This is a genomic window from [Bacillus] enclensis (genome assembly GCF_001456935.1).
Taxonomy (GTDB): Bacteria; Bacillota; Bacilli; order Bacillales; family Bacillaceae_B; genus Rossellomorea; species Rossellomorea enclensis.
In genome coordinates this window covers 38,629-64,921 of sequence record NZ_KQ758490.1, presented here as the reverse complement: position 1 = coordinate 64,921, position 26,293 = coordinate 38,629, and the positions used below count along the sequence as shown (strand labels likewise).

The following is a 26,293-nucleotide window of genomic DNA, read 5'->3' as shown; positions in this document are numbered from 1 at the left end:
CAGTCAAGTCTGCCGGGCCAGCCTAATTCGCTTCTTTCATCAATTCCTGATAGTTGAATGTACGGAGCTTCCTCGGTAGGAAACTGCGAATTTCTTCGTCGTTATAGCCGACTTGGATCCGTTTTTCATCCAGCATGATCGGTCTCTTTACCATCTTTGGATTGTCGATGATCAGCTGGTACAAGTCTTTAAGCGGAAGTGAATCAAGATCTGCATCCAATTCTTTATATGTTTTGGAATTCGTCGAGATGATCTCTTCTGTGCCTTCTTCGGTAAGACGCAGGATCGCCTTGATTTCATCCACCGTCAGCGGGTCAGCCAGTATGTTCCGCTCCGTATACTCGATTTCGTGTTCCTCAAACCAAGCCTTAGCTTTCCGGCAGGAAGTACAGCTCGGTGTGACGTATAATGTGACCATATAATCCACTCCTTTAAAGTTTCTATATAAGTTATGGTAAGTTCAATTTAAATGTAACAATTATTTTTACAGTTAGATTTTAAAAAATAGTTCCCTTATTCAATTGAGAACTTATTATTACTGTAATTATAATATTTACAGTTGGTGATGTCAACAACGGGTATAACGTTTGTATACTCCTACCCTTTTCCCTCACCCCTTCTGTTTTAAACCTCCCCTCTCATCTCATACTTTCAAAAAGGAAATTCATGTTAAAATATTCTCTATAAGATACAAAGTGAGGTCTTAAGATGAATGTTATTAATACCAAAAAACTGCCTAAAGAGATGTTAAATAATTTCTTCACCACTCACTGGGGAAGCCCGCAGATGGTGATTTCAAGCGGAGTGTACAATTGCTCAGAGCTGGACGGATTCGCCATTCTTAATACTGAAGATCAAATCATCGGGCTTATTACATATGTCATCTGTAACAATGAGTGTGAGATCATATCCCTGGACAGTCTGGAAGAAGGCAAAGGAATCGGCACCATCCTTGTGCAGGAAGTCGAACGTGCAGCACACCATCACAAATGCGGGAGGGTCACGCTGGTCACGACAAATGATAATTTACTTGCATTGAGGTTTTATCAGAAACGAGGATTTCATTTAGTGAAGATTCATCGAAATGCGGTCGGCCGCGCCCGTGAAATCAAGCCTGAAATCCCGCTGATCGGGAGTGACGGGATTCCGCTCAGGGATGAAATAGAACTTGAGAAGAGGCTGGAAAGTTTAGCTTTCAGAAGAAAGGATGATAAATAATGACGTTGAAAGTGGGTGATACCAATTCTTTCGAACGCCGTTTTACAAAGAAAGACGTGGAATTATTCACTACGATTTCAGGAGATGCAGGAATCCACCACATGACCCCTGATGAACAGGGAAGACTCGTCGTCCAAGGACTTTTGACAGCCACACTTCCCACTAAGGTGGGTGGAGATCATAATGTCCTGGCACGGAAGATGAATTTCGAATTCCTGCGGCCGGTGTTCACGGGTGATACCATTCGGTGCACCGTACGTATCGATCGTTATGAAAAAGATCAAAGAGACCGGAATGAGATCACAGCTTCCTTCCAATGTGAGAACCAGTATGGGAAGGCGGTTTTGACTGGGGGATTTGCCGGAGTGATAATTTGAAGTTTCCAATCCTGTACCGGTGCATGAATGCACTTTTGGGCCGGGATTTTTTTGAGCATCCTTCTTTACATAGTCAGTTTTTCTTTATACAATCTTACTATTCAACCAAATAGTTGAATAGATTTGGAGGTGCCAGAATTGGAAACAAGAGAATTCAAAAGTTATGTGTATGGTCATTTCGCCCGGATCGGCAAGGCTCTTTCCAGCCCGAAACGTGTTGAACTGGTGGACTATTTGACTCAAGGGCCGAAGACAGTCGAGAGGCTTTCGGCTGAAACGAACATGTCGACAGCAAATACTTCAAAGCACCTGCAGTCACTGCTCGAGGCCAGGGTGGTTACTTTTCATAAAGAAAAGAACTATGTCTATTATTCCCTGGCCGATGATCACGTGGCAGGACTGCTGCACACCATCAAGCACTTGGCCGAGATGCAATTCAGTGACATAACACATGTGCGAAAGGATTATATCGACAGGAATGAAAGGATTCACATGGTGGATTTGAAAGAGATGATGACTCAATTACGAAATGGTGAGGCAGTCCTGATTGATGTCAGACCGGAAGATGAATACATGAATGAACATATCGATGGAGCAAGATCCATCCCAGTACAGAATCTTAAAGAACATCTATCTTCCCTTCCGAAAGATAAAAAAATTATCGCTTACTGCCGCGGACCGTATTGTGCCTTTGCCACTCAGGCGGTCGAAATGTTGTTGGCGAATGGATTTGAAGCCTATCGCATGGAAGAAGGTATACATGAGTGGAAAGAGGCTGACTCTATTCATTAATTGGATTCGAACTCGTTTATGATTTTTCCTAATTGGAGGTGAAAAAAGTGAGTACAATAAAAAGTGGAATGAAGGAGAATCTTCTGAACTTCATCCTTCTTGTGGCAACGAACTTCTTTGTCGGTTCGATGGTCGGTCTTGAACGGACGATCCTTCCAATTATCGGAGAGGATGAATTCGGGCTTGCCTCTGCAAGTGCAGCCCTTTCGTTCATCATCAGCTTCGGTTTTTCAAAAGCGATTGTGAACTATTTTGCAGGCGCGATTGCCGATCGGTTTGGCCGAAAGAAAGTCCTTCTAATTGGCTGGAGCTTCGGATTATTTGTTCCGCTCTTCGTTATTTTTGCAACGTCATGGTGGATGATTGTCCTTGCGAATATCTTCCTCGGGATCAATCAGGGCCTTGCATGGTCGATGACCGTCAATATGAAAATCGATCTGTCAAAACCGACACAGCGTGGTACAGCAGTCGGACTGAATGAATTTGCAGGCTACAGCGGGGTTGCGGCAATGGCTGCTGTCTCTGGATTCGTCGCAACAAACTTTTCAAACCGGCCCGAACCATTTTACCTGGGAATTGTCATCGTCGTCATCGGTTTCATACTATCGTTACTCGTCAGGGATACGGCTGGACATATGAAACTTCAATCAAAAGCAGTGGTTCATGATGGACCGACTCTTTCAGCTAAAGAAGTCTTCAAAACCACCACATTTCAGAACAAAAGTTTATCGAGCATCACGTTTTCGGGACTGAGTACGAATCTCAAAGACGGCATGGCATGGGGCCTCTTCCCTATTTTCTTTACGGGTGTCGGCTTAAGTGTAACGGAAATCGGACTGCTTGTTGCCATCTATCCTGCATCATGGGGATTTTTCCAACTGTTCACCGGAGCTATCAGTGATAAAATCGGTCGGAAGTGGCTGATCGTCGGCGGAATGTGGCTCCAAGCCCTGTCGCTGTGGATGATATTATTCGTCGGCAAATACAGCCTGTGGCTGGTCGCAGCCATTCTATTAGGGCTTGGAACCGCCATGGTCTATCCGACCCTGCAGGCATCCATAAGTGATGTCGCCCGGCCGGAATGGCGGGCATCATCCATGGGCGTCTATCGCTTCTGGAGAGACAGCGGTTATGCATTCGGCGCCTTGTTCGCCGGGTTACTGACAGATATGCTGAGCGCCGGCTGGGCCATCGGCTTAGTTGCTCTGCTGCCTTTGAGTGCAGGACTCATGGCAGCGGTGAGATTGAAGGAAACATTGCCTCAAAAAGGATTGTAATTAAATGCAAAAGCCCGTTCCGGCGGAGGGACGGGCTTTTGATATTTTTACAGCACACGGGCCAAAAACCAGGAGACCTTCATTTAAGGTTCGTTCGCGTCCATGTGTTTCTATAAAATGATAGATTCAAACTAAAAATTTAATAGATTACCCATGAATTTGCGTGAATTTTGACTGCTATCTGTAGAAATTGGTCTTCTAGCCGGGTCCTGGCAGTCAAATCATTGATATCCATCACATTAGGAAGCTTTACATTCCACTTTATAAAGTTTCCGATCCAAATCTAATAAATACGTTCCAGTTTTGAATTTTTCAAGCAAGATTTTTAAATTACATTCCACTTTCACCAGAATACGTGCAACTTGTCGAATTTTCTTTACCAAGCCTTAGCCCGCTAAATAATGGAGTCGTTTACACAGCTTATAAATCACCCCTTACATATTTATAAAAAAATGGTAAACATTATATCCTATCATTAGATTTAGTGGGGTTATCTATGAAATTTTCCAGGCTTCAAATTTCTTTCATGTTAATTTTATTCACTGGAATATCCAACCACGTCATGATTCTGCCTCAATTAATTAAAGCAGCTGGCCGCGATGCATGGGTAAGCGTTTTTGTCGCCTTCGTCCTCCTCGTTGGATGGACAGTCATTATCTATATTCCCTTCCTGAAGTTAAAAGGTGAAGGATTGATTAACTGGGTACATGACCGTGCCGGAAAATTTGTCTCCAAAATTATTGCGGTCATTTTCTCTATGTATTTCCTGGTAAGCGGGATGCTGTCATCTTATGATTTCGTTATCATGACAAAAGTGTACTTTTTACCATATACACCTGCATGGCTTATAACAGCCTGTTTTTTCATTCTCTGTATATGGGCTGCGTTCAAGGGTTTCAAAGTAATTGTATACATGTCAGCTATGTTACTTCCAATTGTTTGGCTTCTGGGTATGTTTGTCGCGACCAGTACAATGGACAAAAAAGATTATTCCCTGATTACACCTATTCTTATAAATGGATATGAACCCGTTATCAATGGAGCCGTCATTGTCCTGGGAGGGAGTGTCGATATTCTAATTCTTCTGCTGATTCAGAAAAGGATGGAAAAACCTTTTCGCTTCTTCCATCTGGTCATTTTGATTTCGATTCTTTTAGGTCTTGTGTTCGGCCCTACAACTGGCGCGATCGCTTCGTTCGGAACGAATGCAGCAGAAAATTTCCGTTTTCCAGCCTTTGAACAATGGAGGCTTGTTCAATTGGGTAAGCAAGTCTCCCATTTAGACTTCTTGGCCGTATTTCAATTTTTATCAGGGTCGTTAATCAAGGTGTCCCTCTGTTTGTACTTCCTAACGGATTTATTCGAAATCAAACCACGAAAAAAAAGAATGTATCTATTATTTGCTGGAGGAATTTTGATGTCCGTCATCAGCATTGTACCAATAAGTGATTTATGGATTCAGAACATCATCGAAAAAGCCTATTATCCGGTTCTATTGATTTCCGGTTTTGTCCTATCACTTATTTTATTCGCAATTGGTTATATGCCTAAAAAAAAGAAGGGGCGTGCCCATCATGTTTGATCAGGAAATAACTAATAAGATGGGGTCCCTTGAAAAAGATCTTCTTTCAAAGACATTGGATGAAAAGAAGTTAGAGAATTTCTTTAAGAGTTATGCGGATGTAAAAGTTACAAAATATAAACAATCAGATCAAGATATGGCTATAGTCTATTGCGAAGGTATGGTAGATGGCGGCCAGTTAAATGATTACTATCACAGCGTATGCAGTTTTCTCGGCAATCCAGAAACGGCATTGGATGCAGCCATCGACTTACCTCCGATTGTCCAGATCAACTCGTTTGCAGTAATGATTTCAAAGGTCTTTTCGGGCTTCCTTCTCTTCTATAAAAATGGACTTCCTTTCTTCTGGGCGATAGACATTTCGAATATCCCGAAAAGAAATCCGGAAGAGTCCAAAACTGAAGTCTCAATAAAGGGTCCTAAAGATGCATACACAGAAGAAATCAATACGAATATATCTCTCATCCGAAAAAGATTAAAGAGTCCGATGCTCCATAATGAATCCTTTGTCATTGGATCATTGAGTCAAACAAAGGTTTCACTTTTGTATTTGACCAATAAAGTGAATCAAGACTCGCTAATGGAAATCAGAAAACGTTTAAATAAGATTGATACTGAAAGTGTATTAAGTGCCGGTCAACTTGAACAATGGCTCTCTGACCGCTCATTTTCCCTGTTCCCTTTACTGGATTATATCACCAGGCCTGATTTTACAATCGAGTGTATGCTGCGTGGACGGTTCATCATTTTGGTGGATGGCTCCCCCATGGTTTTGATCGGGCCGAGTAATTTAACGGTATTGACCAAATCACCAGAAGATCTTCATTTCCCTTACCATTTTGTTATGTTTCAAAGAATCTTAAGGATTACAGGTATATTCATTGCGATATTTCTGCCTGGGTTGTGGATAGCCATCGCGAGTGTAAATGTTGATCAGCTGCCCTTCCCGCTGTTAGCAACTGTAGTGGTATCCAGACAGGGGCTTCCTCTCCCCAGTGCTCTGGAAGCATTCTTCATACTCGGGTTGTTTGAGATATTAAGGGAGGCAGGAGTGAGGATGCCGACCGCAGTCGGGCAAACCATTTCGATTGTCGGAGGGCTCATCATAGGAGATGCTTCCATTCGGGCAGGTCTCGCGTCCCCTACCATTATCGTCATCATTGCATTGACAGCCGTTGCTACATATACATTAGTAAACCAATCCTTGACAGGCACGGTTACAGTCCTGCGTTTCATCACCTTATTGATTTCAGCTTTCTTAGGGATATACGGTTTATTTTTAAGCTTTTTCGGGGTTTTAATCTATTTATGCCAATTACAATCTTTTAACGTTTCTTATATGGAACCGCTCATTTCCCTCAAGCCAAAGCAAATACTGTCCGGCATTTTAATCAATCCATTTAAGCATAGAGACCTTTCTGCAAAAATGCTAAGCAGAGGAGAGAAAAAATAATGACCTGCAAACGAAAATTATTATTTATCTTTTCTCTTATTAGTGCCATCCTTATGCAAACGGCTTGCTCGGATATTAAAGAAACACAGGATATTAACTATGCAACAGCCATAGGGGTTGATTATAAAGAAGGTAAATACCATTGTTACATTCAACTGGTCGATTTGACTAAAGTTGCGAAAACAGAAGGAAGTAATCCTGAACCAGCTAAAATGTGGGTGTCCGAAGCCACAGGAGATATTTTTATAGATGCATTCTTTGAAATTTACCAAACGGCGCAGGAACGCTTCATATGGGGGCACGTCACTGCAATTGTTCTCAGTGAAGCAGCCATTGAAAAGGGTTTTCAGGAAATTTATGATGGATTGACCCGTTATCATGAGTTCCGTTTGACCCCTTGGGTATATGGTACGTCTGAACCCATTAAGGATATCCTCTCGACCCCGGGGTTTTTTGGACAGACTTCTTTAAACACCGTCTTGCATAATCCAGTGTCGACTTTCTCTCAAAGTTCGCAGCTTAAACCGATTCAGTTTTTTCAATTTGCGCGGCAGGTATATGAACCGGCATATACTTCCTACCTTCCTTCCCTGGCCATTAATCGTACACAATGGGAACAAAACGAAGAGAAGGAACCGAAATTATTCATGAATGGGGCATACTTTATTAAAAATGATGACTATAAGGGCTTTTACCCACTTGCAGAGTTAATGGGGCTGAGATGGCTGATCCCCGATATGGAGAGGGTTCCACTTCTTATCCCGATTGAAAAAAAAGCTACCCTGCTGACCGTGTTCACGGACCCAAAAGCAACATTCAAAGTGACAGATTCTACAATAGAAGTCATGATCGAAGCAAAAGGGATTGTGGCCAATCGTGATAATCACGGAGTAACGAATCTTAACAAGATGGAGAAGCTCGCTGAAAAAAGTATCAAGGAGGAAGTACAAGGGGTGTTCCAATTAGGTATTAAAGAAAACACCGATTTTCTAAACCTTGAGCACACTCTTTTCCGGGAAGAAGGATTGGATTGGAGAAAAAATCAAAGACTCAGCGAATTGACACTAAACCTCGAAGTTAATGTTGAATTTATACACTCGGGGGCTTTGGAGAATAAAATCATTGATATAAAAAAATTAAGATAACTGCTATTCTATACTACCCAAGTGAATTCAAGTACATTGAGCCACCTGCAGAAAAAGGGGATTCCTCCAGCCATTGGAATCCCCTTTTTCAATTAATTTCTGCCGCTCGCACCCACCGGTCCTTCCACCTTGCCCGCAGTCCAGTCCCGTGCGAACAACCCGCTGTAGACGAGTACAGTGCCGATCATGATGATGAATCCTATATAGACGCTCATCATAGTCGGCATGAGGAATGCACCGATGATGATGGTTGATCTTGCGACGAGATCCGCACCGCTGAAGGACAGATTAGAAAAGGCTGAATAGGATCCGCGTTTGTCTGACGGGATCATGTTGGCCTGCTCGGCGTTACGGATCGGGGAATAAACCAGTTCCCCGAGTGTTGCAATCAGGTTGAATAGAATCAACACGTACCAGGTGTTGGCTGAGGTGACTGTCGCATAGCCGATACCGTACAGGATGAGCCCGATCAGTAGGGCATTCTTTTTATTCAGCCGATCCGTGCATCGGTTGATGATGAAGGTGAAGCATACAACGAGCAGCATGTTCTCGATGTTCAGGAGGCTTAGCATCCTGACCCCGACGAGCTCAAAGTTCCCGATGTTCACGGCTTTGAATGTTTCCGCAAGACGGATCCCGATGTAGCTGTTCAGGGAAAATTCCGCTGCAAAAATAAAAGTAGAGCCTGCCACCACTTTTACAAAAGCAGAATCACGGAAAGCGATCCTGTAATTGTTGATGAGATCGATAAATACATTGTCGTGCTTCTTCTGAAGCTGATCCTTGAACTTATCCTGCAGCCAAATCGCATACGCAACTGGAATCGTTGTGGATGTGAAGGTGAGCATCATGAACAGTTCTTTCTGATGGTTCAAGTACAAGAGCCCGCCGAGTGCGGCACCAATTGCCATTGATAAATTGACGAGCCAGTAATCAAGAGCATATACCGCTTTACGGTTTTCAGGGGTCGTCGAATCGATGATGATCGCGTGCATTGCAGGCCTGCCAAGGCTGCTTGTGATGATGAACCCGACGTAAGCAGCTGCAAACAGCAGGATCATTTTATCGACGGGAAACAGACTTACGGTCATTAAGAGAAAAAAGAAAGCATTCAGCCAGGATGTCGATAGCAGTACTTTTTTCCTCGGAAAGCGGTCGGATATGTAACCGCCCACAAGATTAACAAAGAAACCAATCACCACGGTGATGATCAGAAACATCCCTGCCCAGATCTTATTCATTTCCTGTGCAAAGAAAAGCGCCATGAACGGCATGACGGCTGATGAAACAGCCCGGTTAAAGAACGATGTGATCATCCGTACTTTTATATTTTGAGGTAATTCCTTCCACTTCATGTTGTTCCCCTCCTCTATTTACTGTATAGTAAACTAGACTAAATATTTTAAAAATAGACACTTTCAAAAATGATGTCCCCTTTTAAAAGGAGGGAAATTCTCATGGAGAACAAACTGCTCACCTTGTGGAGGTACTACCCATCCGGCAGCATCCGGGTGGAGGAAATCTCCGAAACCCTGCAGCTGAGTCATAAACAGACGACACGCTATTTGAAGAAATGGAATGAGGAAGGATGGATCTCTTTCACTCCAGGACGGGGCCGGGGAAATGTCTCATCGCTTAAATGGAAACGGGATGTTGAGGAGATTTTTGAAGAAAAGGTGGTAAAGTTCATAGAGGAGGAACCGGTCGAACGGAGCAGCAAGTATCTGATGTACGACTGGTCCACCGACAGCAAGATGAGGCTAATGAATAAATTTCAAACAAAACTCGGATTTGTACAGGCATCGGAAGACAAGCTGATCGTGCCGAAAAGATATCCCTTCTTTTCGATCCATCCTCTCGAGGCGGCTGACGTGCTCAGCGCCCACCTGGCGGCGAATGTGTATAACCGGCTCGTGTCTATTACCGAAGAAGGAGACATCATCCCTGAAATCGCACACAGCTGGGATGCATCCTCCACTAAACTGCGACTCTATTTAAAAAAGGATGTCCAGTTTCATGATGGATCCATTTTAACAGCCGGCGATGTGACCGCCTGTCTCGAAAGATTCAGGGCACACCCTAATTACAAAGAGCTATGGTCACCGGTCGAAATGATCTCGGCGGCGGCCCCTCTTATCGTGGATATCCATTTCACCGGAGGCTGCAGCTATATCCTTCCGATGCTCACCATGATGTGCGGGAGCATTTATAAAGAAAATAAGGGACGCATCCTTGGGACCGGATGTTTTTCCCTGGAGGAAAATACGGATACCAAGACCACGCTGGCAGCATTCAAGGGCCATTTCCAGGAGAGGCCGCTAATCGATGCAGTCGAGTTCGTCCAGGTCCCTCATGATTTCAAAGGAATCTATCATTCTCCTTCTGAGGGAAGCCATTCTTCTTCAGTAGAAGTAGAAAGCGATTCCGGGTTCGGTGCAGTGATCATGAATGTCTGCCCAGACCGGGTATCTCAGATTCAAAGAATAGAAGTTAGGGAATATCTCCATTGGATCATTGCGAAACACCGTGGCACCATCAGTGATTGTGATCCACGCTGGACACCGAACGGAATGAGTGTCCTTGGCAGTCATCATCATCAACTGACCGTTTCAGAGCCTGTGCGTCCGCAGTTTGAAGAACCAATCATCATCCGTTGTGCAAACCATACCGCCAAGGCGACACAATGGCTGATCGATATTTTTGAAAACGAAGGGATCCCCTCGGATGTCCGATGGTTTTCCTTTGCCGACACCTTGACCAGGCAGCCTGATACCCTCGACGTAGACCTTTTCATTCACGGGGAAATCTTTGAATCAAACCAGGACTTCTCGTTTTATCACTTTTTGAAAAACGGGTTCTCTCCTTTATATCAGCTGTTTTCTGAAGATGAAAAATGGAAAGGCTGGTTGGAGCAGTATCGTCACACACCGTTTGAAGAATGGGCAGCTTTGAATTTGAAGCTCGAAAAAATGCTCATAAAGGAATCAATCATGATCCCTCTCTACCACGAGAAAAAATACATCCCTTTCTCGACCGATATCATGAATATAGAATTCAAGCATTTTGGCTATGTAGATTTTTCGAAGCTATGGGTACGGCCGGAAGTATAAAAAAGGCCCGTCCCGCGGTGTATTAACGCATTAACGCGCCGCGGAACGGGCCTTTGAATTTGAACATGTCACCGTACCTGTCCCCCCGATCCGCCTAAAGTGGCAGCCGGATGAGGAATCGTGTTCCGTTTCCTTTTTCACTGAACACGTCGATGGTTCCTTCATGCATGAGTACGAGCTGTTTCACGATTGACAGGCCGAGACCGAATTCACCGTATGGGTTATTGGTCCGGGAGAGGTCGGCTTTATAGAATCTCCGCCAGATGGATTTGATTTCTGCGGGATTCATGCCGATTCCAGTGTCGTGGATTTCGATCATTGTTTCTTGATCCGAAGACGAGCCGTTCAATGTGATCGTGCCGCCGTTTGTAAATTGGATGCTATTTTTCGTGATATTGATCAGGATCTGGATGAGCCGGTCGTAATCGGCATGCACCTTAGCATTGGGATCTGCGTGAATCCTAATTTCATTGCCTTTTTCTTCAGCCTGAAAATCGAGCTGATCTTTGATGACTTCGAACACATCGAGCAGCTGGACGGTTACTTTTGTGATCGTGATCTGGTTGGAGCGGATTTTTTCGTAGTCCAGGTTTTCGTTAACGAGCCTGATCAGTCGCATTGTTTCCTGGCTTACGAGGCCGAAGCTTTTTTCTTTTTGTTCTTCTGGGATCATGTCGTTCCTGATTCCCTCGATGACGCCGCGGATCGTGGTGAGCGGTGTCCTCAGTTCGTGCGACACATCCGCCATGAACTGCCTTCTCCTGTTCTCAAGCGCATCGATCTCCTCTTTGGAGAGCTTCAATTTTGTGACCATTTCATTGAAGTCAGCGGCAAGATCGCCGATTTCATCGAAGTTGGAGCTAGGCACGTGGACATCGTAGTTGCCGGATGACACACGGGACGTCGCCTCCCTCATCCGCTGGATTCTTTTCACATGCAGCTTTGATAAAAGCAGGGAAATCAGCACTGAAATCGCCAATGCGAGCAGCACGATATATAAAAGATATTGATTGATTTCAGTCAGCATTTCCCTCGTGCCGCTGATCGGGGAAATAAGGATGAGTCCGCCCACCAGCTGGTCGTTAATGACCCGGGGCATGATCACAAGCGATACCGCTTGATTGAAGCGGCCGAAATCTTTTTTCAACGGGACGGTTTCACCGCGTTCTATCTTATTCCATTCTTCTTTGGAAAGCTCGATCTGCGGGTACACCCCGCCTCTTGAATAAGATACCTCCCCTTTTCGGTTGAAGGTGATCAAATCAATATCCCGGGCCTGAAGCAGATTGCTGTATTCCTCCAGGTAAAGCGGCCTTCTCGGACTCGGCCGTTCAAGGTCCGATAAAATTTTATCCCCATACGAACTTAGTTCTTCCACCTTATTTTCATAAACAAGATTTTCGACATAATGGGAAAACAGGGTGCCGAGGATAAGGAAAGCGATGATAAGGACGGTTGTATGGCTGAGAAGCAGCTGATACAGGTACCTGAATTTAACCTTCATCACCGGCCGCCGTCTCATCGAATTTATAGCCTACGCCCCAGACCGTATGCAGATATGGTTTTTCCTTGCTCCCGATCTTGTTGCGGAGGCGCTTGATATGTACATCTACCGTCCGTTCATCACCGTAAAAATCATATCCCCACACCCGTTCGAGGAGTTGTTCCCTGGAGAATACCTGACGCGGATGGCGTGACAGATAATAAAGCAGTTCGAATTCCTTCGGCGTGAGGTTCGTAAGGGGTTCTCCATTTAGCAGAACCTCACGGGTTTCTTTACTGATCTTGAAATCTGACGTCGCCACATCCTGGGCACCGCTGTTCTTCTCTCCCTGATAACGGCGGGCAACGGCCCGGATCCTCGCCATCAACGCAAGCGGGGAAAAGGGCTTGGTCACATAATCATCCGCACCCAGCTCGAGACCGAGCACCTGATCGGATTCGCTGTCCTTCGCCGTAAGCATGATCACCGGAACCTGTGAACCCTCCTCCCTGATTTTCCTGCAAATCGTGACGCCGTCCATCCCCGGCAGCATCCAGTCGAGGATGATGACATCCCAATGGCCTTCCTTATAACGCTTGTACCCTTCATTCCCATCGTGGACAAATTCCCCGCGGATGCCCTCTTTTATAAAAAACATCTCCAGCATCGACGTGACGCTTTCATTGTCTTCGACTACCAGCACGTCCATCCTCATCTTCCTTTCCTGTCGGTCCAATCCAATTCCTTAAACCGGTCTCTCTTTTCCTCTTTCTTTTAATTATAGTCGTTTTGCCCGATTCCTTCTATTGAAACGAACAAAAACCCCGCGGTCTGGCGGGGATTTCGTTAATGTCTTTCTTATAATGTTTCGCTGGTTGAGTCTGCAGCTGGTTCTTTCACTTGAGCTTCAGATGGTGCCGATCCATCATCATGCAAGCCCATCCCATGTCCAGGACCGTGGTGACCTTTGCCGCCCATTCTGAAGAACGATTCCTCTTTCTTATTGAACGGGAAAAAATCCAACTTCTCAGCTTCATCCGCATAATCTGTCATGATTTCATCCATCAGCTCCCGGGTCGATTTACCATCGGCAGAGATTCCTAGTTCTTTCGCTGCTTTTAAAACAGATGCTTCGAAGACTTCCTTCCTCAATTCATGTTCGTCTTTTCCTTGTGTTTCAATACCAAGATCCTTGGCCTGCTTTACGAGAGCTGCTTCTCTCACATCTATGGCTATTTCCTTCAATTCCTTGCCATCGATCGAAATTCCCAGCTCTTTTGCTTCTTTTTTAAGAAGAGCTTCCCTTACTTCCCGAGCGAGGTCTGCCTGCTCTTTTCCTTCAGTTGAAATCCCGAGCTCTTTCGCCTTTTCAGAGAGCTCGGCTCCACGGATTTCTTCCATCACTGTACGGTGATCTTTCCCTTCCGTGTCGATTCCAAGTTCTTTTGCTCTTTTGTCAAATTCTGCATTCATGATTTCCTTCGCCAATTCCCTGGAATCCTTGTCCGTACTTTCGATTCCCAGATCTTCTGCCTTTTCTTTCAATTGATCTTCATCGAGGCGGAACTTACCGCCATGTCCTCTGTCGCTACGCCCGAACTCCGGATCCGTCTGTTTGTCCGCCACAGTCGAATCGTTCGTAGTTCCGGTGTCTTCCTCAGCAGCGAAGGCTGGAATCGCCCCCAGTATCCCGACAGTCAGCGTACCTGTCAGCACATACGTTAATGGTTTTTTCTTTTTCATTTTCTTTCCTCCTATTATGCTGCTCCGGCGCAGGATCTGCTTAAATGCTGAACGAGGTCAGAATCCTGTCCCGTGCATCCTCATTATCTCCAGAAGATATGACCGATTTATGAATAAACCATTGCCGGCAGATTAACTTTTTAAGCGGTTGTCGATATCGTACTTCTCTTTCTTTTCCTCAAGCCATGTACCGTACTCCGTCTGCATTGCCTGATCGAAAAGCGTATCCTTAATTTCCTCTTTATGATCGTCAAGAACCGCTTCCTTCGCTTCTTTCTTGTCCGTTACTTTAATGATATGGTATCCGAATTCCGTTTTGACAGGTTCACTGATTTCACCTTTTTTCATCGCAAATGCCTTGTCCTCGAATTCCTCCACCATTTCTCCTTTAGCAAAAAATCCTAGCTTCCCGCCCGATTCGGCATTGGACGTATCAGTGGAATATTCCTTCGCAAGTTCTGCAAAATCGCCGCCGTCATCAAGCTTTTTCTTCACTTCCTGTGCAGTCTTCTCATCCTCCACTAGAATATGACTCGCTTCCACCTGCTCAGCCTGCGCGAACGAATCCTTATTCTCTTCGAAGTATTCTTTAATCTGGTCATCTGTGATGGAAACCCTGTCCTTCAGTAATTTTTCCGTCATCAGGTACGTCTCGATATTTTTCTTAAGCCCGTCAACACTGGCCCCGCTGGATGCCAGCGCTTCATCGAAAGCCTCATCGCCCCCGTATGATTCTTTGATTGACTGAAGCTCATTCTCTATCTCACTGTCTTTGATCGTAATATTTTTCTTCTCACCCTCAAGCTCCACGATCTTCTCGGCGATCAGCGTATCAAGAGCAGCCTCTCCATACTGATCCACTAGCGTCGAGTACAGTTCATCCTTACTGATCGACTCCTTCCCTACCTTCGCCACCACTTCTTCCTTTGAAAATCCAAACGCAGCAAGCAGTGCGCCTGTGATAACAACAAATCCTAAAATACTCCATAATGTGATCGATTTCTTTTTAGTCAATGATCCGCTCTCCTTTTTGTTGGTATTGGATTGGGTTTCAGCATGTACCAGGTACACGCCGGGTTTTTGGTGCCTGGCTCAAATCATCCGTTTTGTGCCAGGCACAATCACCATAATCTGTGCCTGGCACCACACTCCAAACCCTCCATTAATTCACCATTGCATTACTCGTCAACGTCAGACTGATTGTCTCCTCTTCTGATCCGCGGAAAACGGTCAGCTCGATTTTATCGCCTACCTTCAAGTCAGCGTAGAGCTGTCTTCTTAAATCGGCCGCATTCTCAACCGGCTTTCCGTTCAGCTCTGTAATGACATCGCCTTCTTTGATCCCGGCTTCGGCTGCAGCTGATGTGTTATCAATGCTTGCCACGACCACACCGGATTCCACTTTATCAGGCAGTCCGCGAAGATAGCTGCGAGGTACTTCGGCAAGGTTGGTCATCCCGATTCCGATATACGGACGTTCCACTTTCCCTGTTTCGATGATTTCATTCACGATCGGCATGAAGTCTTTACTTGGAATTGCAAAGCCAAGCCCTTCCACTCCTGAGTTGGAAATTTTCAGACTGTTGATTCCAATGAGCTCGCCTTTTGAATTTAAGAGCGCTCCGCCGCTGTTCCCTGGATTGATCGCGGCATCTGTCTGGATGACATTCAATTCGGTTTCACCCGCGGATGTATCGACTGAAATCGTACGGTCGACCGCACTGACGATCCCCTGGGTCACGGTCCTTGATAAATCCAGGCCGAGTGGGTTCCCGATTGCGATCACCTGCTCGCCGGCACGCAGCGCACTGGAATCGCCAACTTCCAAGAGGTTGTCCGCGTATTTGCCGTCAACCTTCAGCACGGCCAGGTCTGTCAGCGGATCGGCACCGATTAATTCGGCTTCCGTTTTCTCACCGTCATAAAGCGATACTTCAATTTTCGAAGCACCTTCAATGACGTGATTGTTCGTAATGATATAAGCACTGTTACCTTCTTTCTTGAAAAGGACTCCTGAGCCTGTCCCTGCAGCAGCATCTTGTGCTGCACCATTAAAGCGGCTGCCCTGCTGTTGATAATTCACAATGCCGACAATAGATTGTGATGCATCCTCTACGATACTCGCCACGTCCCCGCCTGTTCCTGCAGAAACTTGTGTCGGGGTAATGTCTGATTTTGAAGATGTCCCTGACTGCGCTGAATTTACTGCTGATTGTTCAACTTTCGGCTGTGCCAGGTCTTCATAATAATCGGTATGCGGCAGGACTGTGAGAGTCAGCACCGAACCGATGATCCCCGCACTCACCGTGGACAGAAAGCCTTTACCTTTTAAAGGTTTCTTCTGTTTTGCAATTCTTTGCTTTTCCTCGTTGATCACCTCTTTTGGTTTATCTTCTATATGTGTCATTTCTTCATTCTGATTGTTATGTTCAAACATCTTTACTTCCTCCTTAGAATTTTTCTCTGCTGATCTTTGCTGTTGATTTCATCTTAAAAGGAAAATATTACGAAATTATTAACAATCTATGTACAGGATGGGAAGTTTTCAGGGATAAAAAAAGAGGTTGAGTCAAAACTAAAGAGCTACTATACAAAGACAAACAATATCAATAAAGGTTCTTTTTTCCGCTAATGATTTCCCTGCAAGACTTCACTTTCTGCGGGTAGTCCGTAAGCCTCCTCGGCAAGCCTGCGGGAAGAAAAGCGGAAGGGCTTTGTTTAGAGGCTGGTGGCATCAAGCGAATCGGCCATGAAGGCGTTCTTTGCCTTCTTGGCCGATTTGACTTATGACATGTGCCTCTAAGCCCTGGAGCTGGACAGGTCACACATAAGCTACTCTTCCCGCAGGAGTCTTCGTCTTGCACTCCAATCAATCGCTAGAAAGGGCTAAACTCTAAATGCACTTCGGCAAATTAAAACCCGAACTAATTTGCCCTATCTTTTGCAAATTAGTTCGGGTTTTACTTAATCTAAACACTTTTGTCCCAGCCTCTTTAAGCCACGGGGACAGGTACCGCGGCCCGCTTCAATGGCGGGTCAGTGTACCTGTCCCAAGCCTATCATAAAGTGTTTGAGGCGGAACGGGACAAGGTGTTTGTCCCCTTGTCCCTCCGTCTGGTTGACCAGACAAGCGCTCCGATTCCGGCCAGGAGAAGGAGAATTCCCAGCCATGAGAACAGACTTAGTTGTTCTCCAACTATGAATACACCAAGTAATGCGGCTGTCATCGGTTCTGACAGCGCTAGTGTGATGGCGTTGGAGGAGCTTACCTGGAGGAGCCCCCGGGCAAACAGAAGATAAGCAATCCCGGTCGCCATGATTCCCAGTTGAAGACTCACTCCTGCTCCTCTCAGGCTCGCCACCCAGGACATGTCATAGATGAATAGAATCGGGGATAAACAGACTGCGCTGAGTGTGAACACGACGGCGACCACTGACAGTGCCGAGTGGTTCTCAACTAATTCTCTGCTTACCAGGGTGTAGACGGCGAACGTCAGACCCGCTCCCAGTGCGAGGAGTATTCCAAGAGGATCAGCAGATGCAGATCCGTTATTCAGAAACAGCAGCAGACAGCCCGATATTGATAGAAAGGTAGAAAACCACCAAATGAGTAAAGGCCGCTTTTTTAAAACCAGCCATTCGATCATCCCCGAAAGGATTGGTGCGCTCCCAATCGCGACTACTGTTCCGATCGCCACCCCTGTCAGCGTGACCGCCGAGAAAAAGAGAGGCTGATAGAATGCCATGCTCAGGGCAGCCGTAACGGTTTGTTTTACAGGCCAATACCTAAGGTTCACTTTACCCGTTGCCAATACGATACATAATAAAAATACACCGCCGACAGCCAAGCGCGCCGCACCGATCGCAATCGGATGGGCCGATTCCGGGGCAAATGCCTGCGCCGTCCCCGTGGTTCCCCAAAGGATGCCTGCGAGTAAAATGAATATTGGACCTTTCATGTGATCACCTCAATAAAAAAAGAATATCTAAACTCAGAATAGATAATTTCAATTGAAATTTCTTCACCAAGTTTGATATCCTTTTAACCATTTTAAAGATGTCTGAATGCTTGCGGGGAGATCCCTTTTCGCCTTGAAAACCACCTGCTAAACGAGGAAGAATTCTCAAAACCCACTTCCTCGCTGATCCGCGACATCGTCCATCCAGTTGAGAGCAGCAGATGCTCAGCTTCGTTCAAGCGGAGTTCAGAAATATAGGCTTTCGGGTTTCTGCCGGTCTTTTTCTTGAACCAGGCCGAATAATAGGCCGGATGATAATGCTCCAATTCCGCCAGTGTCTCCAACCTGATCGGCTCCCTGAAATGATTGTGGATATATTCAATGGAAGGAGAATGACTATGCTGAAGCTTGCTTGTCACATATCGGGTCAAGCTCATCAATGATGCTCGGTTCTCCGTATTACTCATTTCTTCCAACAGTAAATAGCGAATCGACGACCACTGTTGATCCAGCGTCATATACATGCTGTCCGTTTCACCCTGCAGATAATGCACCGGGATATCCAGAATCAAGAACTCATTCCGGTCGACCGAACGGTACTGATGATCAAACCACGGAGGCAGATAAAAACAGTGATCAGGCGTAAGCTTCAGCTCCTGCCGATTTGTCTGGATATCCAGCGACCCTACAAGCGGAAAAAGAAACTGCCCAAATCCGTGCTTATGTGAATGAAACTTCTTATTATACGTTCTCTTTTCACATAACAGCTGATCTTCTAACTCCATAATCCTCTGCCTCCTTCCTGATTTTGAGCCGCAGGGACAGGTTCCGCGCCCCGCTTTAGGAGCTCTCCCCTGACCCGCTGATCCTCCGATGTTTTATCTCTGCAAAAATGTTATCGGCTGCTGCGTATCCAGTTGTCCCTGTATGCCACTTTCGTATTTTATAGTTACCTCCCTTAGTTTCGTCACCATATGGAAGCATTCATCCCTATTTTTATGAAAAGAAGAAATAAATTCCTTTAAAGAACAAGACAATATCACCAAGTGCCCCTATACAGAAAAATACAAAGTAATAGCTTGCTTTCGTAATTTCTTTTGAGAACAGTTCCTTGATTGCCTGGATGAATAATTCATCAAATTTGAACCAGCCTAGGATCCATCCGATAAGCAAAAAACTGACAATCGCCATTACTGATTCCCCCTTATTTATCTATGTTAGTATTTTCACGAAGTCCTCTAAGGTGTCAGTTTTAAGGAACTCTACTAATTTTATCATAAAAATCGGCCCTTGCCGCCGGCGTGTGCCGGGATTAGGACCATTGTATAATTTCCCCTATCCGCCCTCACGAAATGAAAATCAATACCTGGTAGTCAAGTGTTACATTCATTTGTACTGGTGTTACATTACTGGGTATGAGTTGTGAGATGAGGACTTGAACCTCTAGGGTCACCCCGGAACCCTTGCCATGATTGCAACATTCACCAGCTGCACGGTTTGGTATTCGCCTGATCATTCCGCTACCAACTGACCCTACTTCTCTATTAAATCCGTCATCCAATTGAGCTCCTGAATCTTTATATCTATCAATCGATATTTTTTTGATAATTCATCGACAAGCTTTTGTGTTTCCTTGACGTCTATGATAGTCACGTTCTTTATTTCCGTCCTTGAATAGCGGTCGTGCCGCACGTTTGCGTGCTCCTGGAGATCGCTGTAGATCTTTCTTTCCTGACCCAATAGATCCCTCGCCGTCAACGCATCTGCAAGTGTCTGCCCTTTATCAAAGGCAGTGAGGAGATTCGTTTTATTGATTCCTTGAATCAATGCTTTCAAATTCCGTAAAAGATCCGTCAACTCTTTTTGCAGTTCCCTCGGCTCCTCATTCGGCAGATCCCCCTCCTGAACGATGGCATTTTGAATCAAACGCTTCCTTACCTGCTCCACCCGCTTCTGATAATCAGCGCGTAGAATTAGTGCTTCAGCCAGCTTCATCTGTCATCACCCCTATAATAAATCTATGGGCAAGTTGATCTGCCCCGGTATAACCCACGGGACAGTGTAGGTGCCCCGGCATAAGCCAATTCAGCATGAAGTTTCATAAAATAATTCTTAATTTTTATAGATTACCTGTAAAAAAGTTAGTGAAATAGTTATTTACTGTTGAATATATGGTTCTGTTAGACTGTTACCAGTGCCGGGCCGTACTCATCGGTCACTTTCGATCCAATTTTTCAAATTTCCAATCCCTTTTTACTATTTACGAACCAAATCCGCCGTTTACATTCCAAATATCAAATTTACGAACCACTTTTTTCAAAATACATGCAACTTGTCGAAAAATCTCATCTGAACACATCATAGCTTCCGCATCCAATCAAGCACACCGGCTTTACCCTTCTGAAACAATCAATCCCCTCAACTGTTTGGTGATTTCCGGTGGTGCGTGATAAACGGTTTCATCCCCGATATACACGAAGGTGCTCGCATCTCCTTCATCACCAAGCCATAAATGGATACCGTGTGTCGGCAGCTGCCCCTCTTCGGATTCGTACTGCACCATGACGTCATAATCAGGTTCCGTCAGATCCACTTTCCCTGGTTGCTTGCGAGCAGTCGTGATGGCTGTTTTGAATATGGAAAGGGAGTCCTTGTCCGTGAATGACATCAGGACTTCCTCATTCATCCCTCCCAGCCCTTTCGACTCCGATATGTCTACTGCGGAGATTTTCTCATCCAGCAAGACCATCTTTTCTGATCGGTCTTGCTGACAAGCTGCGAGAAACATGGCAGCTGCAACAATCGATACAACTATTACTGATTTTTTCACGTAGATCGCCTTCCTCTTTTGCATTAATGCCTATAGTTGTAATACTTTACTGAGTCAACTTACCTGTCCCCCTGACCCACTCTTCCTTGAATTGCGCCAGTGTTTGGTGGCGGCTGGTCCGATCATCGCTGACTGCTTTGGCGGCTGTATTGTAGAGTTCTCCGCTCAGTCTCCATTTGTCGTGGGATCGGTCTGTTTCGCCGCCGAACAGGGCGAAAGCTGTGGCTCCCATGAGGTAGACATTGGTGATTTCGTCTATTTTCGCTCCAAGCTCGAATTCCTCCGGGGACATGAATCGTGACGAGCCCCACATCCTCCCCATTTCATTCATATAGGGACACTTGGTGTAGAGGTCAATATCGCATATGAAGGTCTTTTCTTTTTTAAAATCAAACAGGATACTGCCGTCATAAAAATCGATGGCCACGTAGCCCTTCTTAATAACGTGTATGTGAAAATCGATAATATCACTGAACACACCGAGCCTGGTTTTATCAGGCATCCTCATGAACTTCTCCCTGGAAAGGGGATACATTCTTCCCATGCATTCACCGTCTGTCCATTCAAAAATGGCTGCAAACCCTCCGCCGGCTTCCTCCGAACGGATCAGCCGGACCAGATAAGGGTGAGCGAGGTCCTCATAAACGTGAACGGCAGCTTTCAGCTCAGCGATGGCATCCTCAGGTTTACCCTGGTACCTGGCTGTCGGGGCACCGGCAAATTTTATCAAATACCTGTCGTCCCCATTCTTCACCCCAAAGGAGATATTGCCGGAATCCTGATCGTCATACACTTTGAAGACTTCACCGTACTGCTTTATGAATGAAAAGTCGAAGGGAGATTTTAATTTGTATGGAATTTGATTTATGTACTGAACGTAGAAGTCTTCCAAATACCAGGTCGGCACAGGATTGTTCATACCGTCGAACCATTCCATGACTTCATTTGCCTGCTCCTTCATGACCTCGACCTCTTTTTCTCCAAAAACGATCGCCCAAGAGATTGACGACAGCATATTGCTGCTTATGTAAAAAGTCATGAGCTTGAAGAACTCCTCGGGCGGTCTGCCGCCAAAGTATCCGTTGAGCTGTCCGGTGGCAAAATGCGGACTCGCAGAAGCACTCCACACGATCCGATTGAACTCTTCCCACGGATCACCAAAGTCATGACGGTTGAAATCGATGATAGACAGTTCCTTTTCTTCAGAAATTACCATATTTCCAACGTGATAGTCTCCGTGATGAAACGATTGCGGACGACCGACGAGGAGATGCCTGTTCGCTTCTATGTATGCAATGATTTGGTCACCGCCGTCAATTTTAATCGCGCATTCATTATACTGTTTGATTTTGCTGTCCACTTTGCGGTTAAACTTCATTTCCCAACTCTCTTCATCCGCCGGTGCAGGGATCGAGTGGATCTGACGGAGATACCGGCCTGATTTCAGCCCCAGCTCATACTGTTCTGTATCGGTCAGCTTTGGCAAAACCTCTGCGGCATCTTCACCGTCGCACCAAGAAAAGAGCGTGTAGACACTATCCCCTTCGTCGCATAAGCCAAACTCAAGCGGGTTAGACATCGATATCCCCATTTCCGCCAGCTGCTTCATCGCTTCAAACTCACTTTTCTTCATTTCATATTGGGGGCGGTCCGCCGTCCTTAGAAGCAGCCTCTCACCCGTGACCGTCTCCACATAATACTTCTTATCACTCGACCAGCCCTTATTGACCGGTTCAATCACCTTAAACCTGCGATCAGTCTTAACATCCAGCATCACAACACCTCCAAGCGGGTCAGGGGGGGAGGTCCCCATGCCCCATTCTCTATTCAACTTTTATTGGTTGACTAATTTCCGGTTAATACTTCAATTAAGGCTGCAGTATCCTTTTCATTTAGTCGGCTGTATTCTATATCGCCTCTGATCATTTCGGCTTTTTCCGAAGATGCACTTATCCAAAGCTCATGCAGGACGGGTTTCGCTTCAATGTCAGCATTCTCAAATTGAAAGGTGAACCGATAATCAGCCGGTCTTCCCATATTGACAAGCGTCTCTTCCCATTTCGCATCACGAACGATCTTTATGACTTGTTGAACTTGATCTGTTTCCGTTATATTTTCGAGCTCCCTGTATTCCCCTCCATCCAGATCAGCGTATTTTTGTATTTCTATAACCTGCTTTTCATTGGATTCGTCACTCGAACAACCTGGAACTAGAAAAGCTAAAGAGACAATCAAAAAGAAAAAAACCTTGTTCATTTCTTCCTCCTTCTTGAAGAATTGGGCCGTGGGGACAGGTACCTTGACCCCGTCTAGACGGAGTTAAATCACCTTACTTCAGAGCACACTATCCAGTTCATTTTACAATATTGATACTCAACAAGATTCATAAACCTAATTTTACCAGCAGATACCTCATAATGATATAGGGATAAATCTGAATTTTTTCATAAAAAGAACCCAGTCCTGTTCGACCGGGCAGGGATAAGCCATTCAGCTAGAGGATCGGGTCACACAGGTCCACGATATCTTCATTCTCCGACCATTTCGAATAGATTTCCAGGGTCCATTTATTCGGGGTCCTCTTGTGGCCATTTTCATCGATCCATTGATGCAGATGATCATATACTCGGTAAATTTCTGAAGCACGGCCAGTGAAATTCAGTACGGCATATTTCTGGGCAGGGACTGTCAGCGTGACCATGCCTTCGGGGATGTCTTCGAAATCATGGACCTCGAAACAGGACCAGTACCCGTCATCATCCTCTGACGTCTCCGAAGCTTTGAAAGCCCCGATCAGTTTAACCGGTTCGACCAGATGTTTAAATTCATTTTTACGTTTAGCAAGCTCCATTGAAGCTTTCGGGATCTCTTCCTGGAAATCTGCTATATCACCGCCGACTACCCTGAATCCTACTAATTTCTTCTCCTCCATTGTCTTTACTCCATCCAGACTTAACGATTTTACATTTTCCATCTCTTCGTTCTCCTTTCAATAATGTGATTAGGTATAAACCGGCAAATATACTTCTACCTCTTCGTCACCGTTTCCCACCGGGTGATATGTCTCCACAATATAAGCTTCAGGATTCCGTCTGAATCCCTGCTCCGCGGCCCACTTTACCAAACCGTTATGCAGGCTGCCGATTTGGTTTATGCTCCCCCTCGCAGTCACGTACTCCTCGTTCAGTTCGATTACATCCATCCCATCTGGTACATCATTTGGCGCTTCGTCGACAATCAGCCCCACATAATACTGTCCATTCAGATGTTGTTCACCCTTTTTTGATTCAAAGACTGCAATTTCAGTACCGACTAGGTGTTTAAAGTCCGCTGCCTTCGCTATAAATTGCTGGGCTGCTTTTGGAACCTCCGTATCAAAGTCAGCAAATGCTCCATAATTCTTCATGCCGACCAATCTGAATTGTTGTTTGATTTTTTTATATTTCAATTTGCATCTCTCCTCCTTTTACTTGTTTAGTTCTTCTTTTGAACATCCATCTCCTTTAATATGGAATATTTAAACAAAAAAGAACTTATCCACCTTTGGATAAGCTCTATAAAACTCACATTCATTTATTAAGCACTAAATAATGAGTCGACCCCGGATAAAGATCTCCCCTCGAAAATCCAATTGCCCGGTAAAACCGATCACCCTGTTCTGTGTCTGTGTGAAGCACCACTATTTCATAGTATCTTTTTGCCTCGTCTATGATTCTATTCACCAGCAGGCTGCCTATACCGTTTCTCCTGACCTCTTTGCTGACATAAAACCTTCTCAATCTGCCGATGTTGTTATCTTTGGAAAATGGATCTTTATTCAAACCGCCGATCGCAACAAGGATTCCATCTTCGTTGAACACGCCAATGAGAACTTCCCCTTCACGGTTAAACGTATTGCTTCCATTTTTATAATCATTGACTAATCTTTCTACGAACCGAAATCCATCTTCTTTGCTTTGCTCTATCAAACTATGTAAATCAAAATCAAGCAGGCTGGCGATTGGCTTCAACTCATAGTTCCCAATTTCACTCATTCATCTCTATCCTCTCAAGAATCCGATATTATTTAACTTCCTCCACAATCGATTCTCCTTCACTCTGGTCACGATCGAGCCACTTCCAGTTTTCATGGAGCCTGATCCTGCCATCATGCAGAATTTCAGGGGTGGAAGTGCACTGGCCTCCGCGTATTTCATTATGGATGTTTACATGGTTGTATCGGAAGGTTAAGGAACCATCTTCTTTCACAATCCCAATCAGCGTACCTCTCTTAATTTCTCCTCCGCTATACTCCGATGTAAGGATATTACCGTCCTGCTTGTATTCAAAAGTTGTTTTTGACGAAACTTCACCGTTAGCCGTATTTTCAGTTGATACGAATGTCCGTCCATTATAATTGATCATGACTATCGCTCCCTTTTTTAATTCATTTTGATCCCGGAGTCCTTACCTCTTCACCTTATAACGGAGCCAAACCGACCCATTTCCGACACGCTGCAGATCTTTCAACTCCAATGTTGCCGCACCGTCCAGTCCTTTTAAATCCTCAGAATCAAACAGTGACGGAGTGGAAGTTCCCCCGACCGCTAAAGGAGCCATCACCAAACTGATTTCATCAACGAGCCCCTGCCTCAGAAATGCTCCATTTATCGTACCGCCTCCGCTGAGTCCCAATCTTCTGAAGCCCAGTTCATATAATTTGTGCAGGGCTGATGGCAGATCAATGTACTCTCCTCTGCCTGCCGTGATGTATTGAATTCCTTTCTCGTTCAACTGCTGAATATATGAATCTGACACGTCTTCTTTCGTCACGACCAATAATCCCTCTGTCTGGTACCAGTCAATGCGTCCTTTCCCATCAAATACAATGTACGCCTTGGATTTTTGAGGTTCATAGATTGGCTGATCGAGTTCCACCCAATCCTTTCCCCATACAATCAGACTTTCACTGCCAGACACCAACCCGTCACACTCCAGCTGATCATACAGCCGGTGCGTGATTTCATTCGCCCCACCGTCGATTCCTGCGGCTGTCCATTCCATTACATTATTCCCCGGAGCCGTTGTCATCTTTCCGTCAATCGAGGAGAACACATTTACGATTACTTCCGGTCTATTCAACTTAAGTCCCTCCTTTTTTTCAATGCTATCGGATACAAAAAATTTTTGTCAGTATTTTTTTGCTGGCTTCAAAGAATCAAGCGCTCACATACACACCAGGGTATTACGAGCGCTTCACTGGGAAATTTGATAATATTGGTCTTCTGTCAAGAAAGTGGACAATACAAAATGAGAACTTTATGTCCTAAAATCCTACCGCACTT

Annotated in this window: 27 protein-coding genes; 8 read left to right on the top strand and 19 right to left on the bottom strand. The window is 45.1% G+C overall.

The annotated features are described in order from the left end of the window. Positions 1-22 precede the first annotated feature (22 nt). A complete protein-coding gene (spxA, locus tag AS034_RS20115; RefSeq protein ID WP_058299940.1) occupies positions 23-418 on the bottom strand; it encodes a transcriptional regulator SpxA in 396 nt (131 codons plus the stop codon). Between the two features lie 290 nt (positions 419-708). Here spxA and AS034_RS20110 point away from each other — a divergent pair, with 290 nt between their 5' ends. From AS034_RS20110 to AS034_RS20080, 7 genes are all read left to right on the top strand, one after another. Beyond that, positions 709-1,218 (top strand): GNAT family N-acetyltransferase, encoded by a 510-nt coding sequence (locus tag AS034_RS20110; RefSeq protein WP_058299939.1) that lies wholly within the window; start codon positions 709-711, stop codon positions 1,216-1,218. Continuing rightward, complete coding sequence (locus tag AS034_RS20105) at positions 1,218-1,595, top strand: hotdog domain-containing protein (protein ID WP_058299938.1); 378 nt, start codon at positions 1,218-1,220, stop codon at positions 1,593-1,595. Before AS034_RS20110 ends, AS034_RS20105 begins: the two co-directional genes overlap by 1 nt. Positions 1,596-1,733: 138 nt before the next feature. Next, complete coding sequence (locus AS034_RS20100; protein WP_058299937.1) at positions 1,734-2,387, top strand: ArsR/SmtB family transcription factor; 654 nt, start codon at positions 1,734-1,736, stop codon at positions 2,385-2,387. Between the two features lie 68 nt (positions 2,388-2,455). Further along, positions 2,456-3,664, top strand: coding sequence for an MFS transporter (locus AS034_RS20095; RefSeq protein WP_176716114.1), 1,209 nt, complete (start codon positions 2,456-2,458; stop codon positions 3,662-3,664). 496 nt (positions 3,665-4,160) lie between these two features. Then, on the top strand, positions 4,161-5,246 hold the full coding sequence (locus AS034_RS20090) for a GerAB/ArcD/ProY family transporter (protein ID WP_058299935.1): 1,086 nt from the start codon (positions 4,161-4,163) through the stop codon (positions 5,244-5,246). Then, the gene (locus tag AS034_RS20085; protein WP_058299934.1) at positions 5,239-6,699 is read left to right on the top strand and encodes a spore germination protein; all 1,461 of its coding nucleotides are present in this window, start codon (positions 5,239-5,241) and stop codon (positions 6,697-6,699) included. The genes AS034_RS20090 and AS034_RS20085 overlap by 8 nt, the downstream gene beginning before the upstream one ends. Further along, complete coding sequence (locus AS034_RS20080) at positions 6,699-7,844, top strand: Ger(x)C family spore germination protein (RefSeq protein WP_058299933.1); 1,146 nt, start codon at positions 6,699-6,701, stop codon at positions 7,842-7,844. The genes AS034_RS20085 and AS034_RS20080 overlap by 1 nt, the downstream gene beginning before the upstream one ends. Before the next feature lie 92 nt (positions 7,845-7,936). Here the strand turns inward: AS034_RS20080 and AS034_RS20075 are convergent, their stop codons facing one another. Further along, entirely contained in the window at positions 7,937-9,199 is a 1,263-nt protein-coding gene (locus tag AS034_RS20075; protein ID WP_058299932.1) for an MDR family MFS transporter, read from the bottom strand. A 102-nt stretch (positions 9,200-9,301) separates the two neighbouring features. Between AS034_RS20075 and AS034_RS20070 the strand changes: the two genes are divergently transcribed. Continuing rightward, complete coding sequence (locus tag AS034_RS20070; protein WP_058299931.1) at positions 9,302-10,954, top strand: ABC transporter substrate-binding protein; 1,653 nt, start codon at positions 9,302-9,304, stop codon at positions 10,952-10,954. A gap of 94 nt (positions 10,955-11,048) precedes the next feature. Here the strand turns inward: AS034_RS20070 and AS034_RS20065 are convergent, their stop codons facing one another. The 17 genes from AS034_RS20065 to AS034_RS19985 form a co-directional block, all read right to left on the bottom strand. Further along, on the bottom strand, positions 11,049-12,458 hold the full coding sequence (locus AS034_RS20065; RefSeq protein WP_058299959.1) for a sensor histidine kinase: 1,410 nt from the start codon (positions 12,456-12,458) through the stop codon (positions 11,049-11,051). Continuing rightward, on the bottom strand, positions 12,448-13,146 hold the full coding sequence (locus tag AS034_RS20060) for a response regulator transcription factor (protein ID WP_058299930.1): 699 nt from the start codon (positions 13,144-13,146) through the stop codon (positions 12,448-12,450). Before AS034_RS20060 ends, AS034_RS20065 begins: the two co-directional genes overlap by 11 nt. A 149-nt stretch (positions 13,147-13,295) precedes the next feature. Then, positions 13,296-14,180 (bottom strand): hypothetical protein, encoded by an 885-nt coding sequence (locus AS034_RS20055; RefSeq protein ID WP_058299929.1) that lies wholly within the window; start codon positions 14,178-14,180, stop codon positions 13,296-13,298. A 132-nt stretch (positions 14,181-14,312) separates the two neighbouring features. Continuing rightward, positions 14,313-15,194 carry a peptidylprolyl isomerase gene (locus tag AS034_RS20050; RefSeq protein WP_058299928.1) on the bottom strand — a complete coding sequence of 294 codons (882 nt, stop codon included), beginning with the start codon at positions 15,192-15,194 and terminating at the stop codon, positions 14,313-14,315. A gap of 148 nt (positions 15,195-15,342) precedes the next feature. Next, the gene (locus AS034_RS20045; RefSeq protein WP_082641762.1) at positions 15,343-16,617 is read right to left on the bottom strand and encodes a S1C family serine protease; all 1,275 of its coding nucleotides are present in this window, start codon (positions 16,615-16,617) and stop codon (positions 15,343-15,345) included. A gap of 622 nt (positions 16,618-17,239) precedes the next feature. Beyond that, a complete protein-coding gene (locus AS034_RS20040; protein WP_058299927.1) occupies positions 17,240-18,139 on the bottom strand; it encodes a DMT family transporter in 900 nt (299 codons plus the stop codon). Positions 18,140-18,231: 92 nt separating this feature from the next. Further along, entirely contained in the window at positions 18,232-18,924 is a 693-nt protein-coding gene (locus tag AS034_RS20035; RefSeq protein ID WP_058299926.1) for an AraC family transcriptional regulator, read from the bottom strand. A 211-nt stretch (positions 18,925-19,135) separates the two neighbouring features. Then, on the bottom strand, positions 19,136-19,330 hold the full coding sequence (locus tag AS034_RS20030; RefSeq protein ID WP_058299925.1) for a hypothetical protein: 195 nt from the start codon (positions 19,328-19,330) through the stop codon (positions 19,136-19,138). Positions 19,331-19,672: 342 nt separating this feature from the next. Further along, a complete protein-coding gene (locus AS034_RS20025) occupies positions 19,673-20,134 on the bottom strand; it encodes a DIP1984 family protein (protein ID WP_058299924.1) in 462 nt (153 codons plus the stop codon). 397 nt (positions 20,135-20,531) lie between these two features. Beyond that, positions 20,532-20,969 carry a YhfM domain-containing protein gene (locus AS034_RS20020; protein WP_032088280.1) on the bottom strand — a complete coding sequence of 146 codons (438 nt, stop codon included), beginning with the start codon at positions 20,967-20,969 and terminating at the stop codon, positions 20,532-20,534. A gap of 46 nt (positions 20,970-21,015) precedes the next feature. Then, on the bottom strand, positions 21,016-22,743 hold the full coding sequence (locus AS034_RS23445) for a phosphotransferase (RefSeq protein ID WP_074440094.1): 1,728 nt from the start codon (positions 22,741-22,743) through the stop codon (positions 21,016-21,018). Positions 22,744-22,814: 71 nt separating this feature from the next. Beyond that, on the bottom strand, positions 22,815-23,225 hold the full coding sequence (locus tag AS034_RS20010) for a YhfM domain-containing protein (protein WP_058299923.1): 411 nt from the start codon (positions 23,223-23,225) through the stop codon (positions 22,815-22,817). 238 nt (positions 23,226-23,463) lie between these two features. Continuing rightward, positions 23,464-23,943 (bottom strand): GyrI-like domain-containing protein, encoded by a 480-nt coding sequence (locus AS034_RS20005; protein WP_058299922.1) that lies wholly within the window; start codon positions 23,941-23,943, stop codon positions 23,464-23,466. A gap of 27 nt (positions 23,944-23,970) precedes the next feature. Next, positions 23,971-24,417 carry a GyrI-like domain-containing protein gene (locus AS034_RS20000; protein WP_058299921.1) on the bottom strand — a complete coding sequence of 149 codons (447 nt, stop codon included), beginning with the start codon at positions 24,415-24,417 and terminating at the stop codon, positions 23,971-23,973. 121 nt (positions 24,418-24,538) lie between these two features. Continuing rightward, positions 24,539-25,003, bottom strand: coding sequence for a GNAT family N-acetyltransferase (locus tag AS034_RS19995; protein WP_058299920.1), 465 nt, complete (start codon positions 25,001-25,003; stop codon positions 24,539-24,541). 28 nt (positions 25,004-25,031) lie between these two features. Beyond that, positions 25,032-25,373, bottom strand: a complete 342-nt coding sequence (locus tag AS034_RS19990) for an avidin-fold protein (protein WP_032088276.1) — start codon at positions 25,371-25,373, stop codon at positions 25,032-25,034. Between the two features lie 42 nt (positions 25,374-25,415). Next, positions 25,416-26,090: a RibD family protein gene (locus AS034_RS19985; RefSeq protein ID WP_058299919.1), complete on the bottom strand. Its 675-nt coding sequence runs from the start codon at positions 26,088-26,090 to the stop codon at positions 25,416-25,418. Positions 26,091-26,293: the final 203 nt, after the last annotated feature.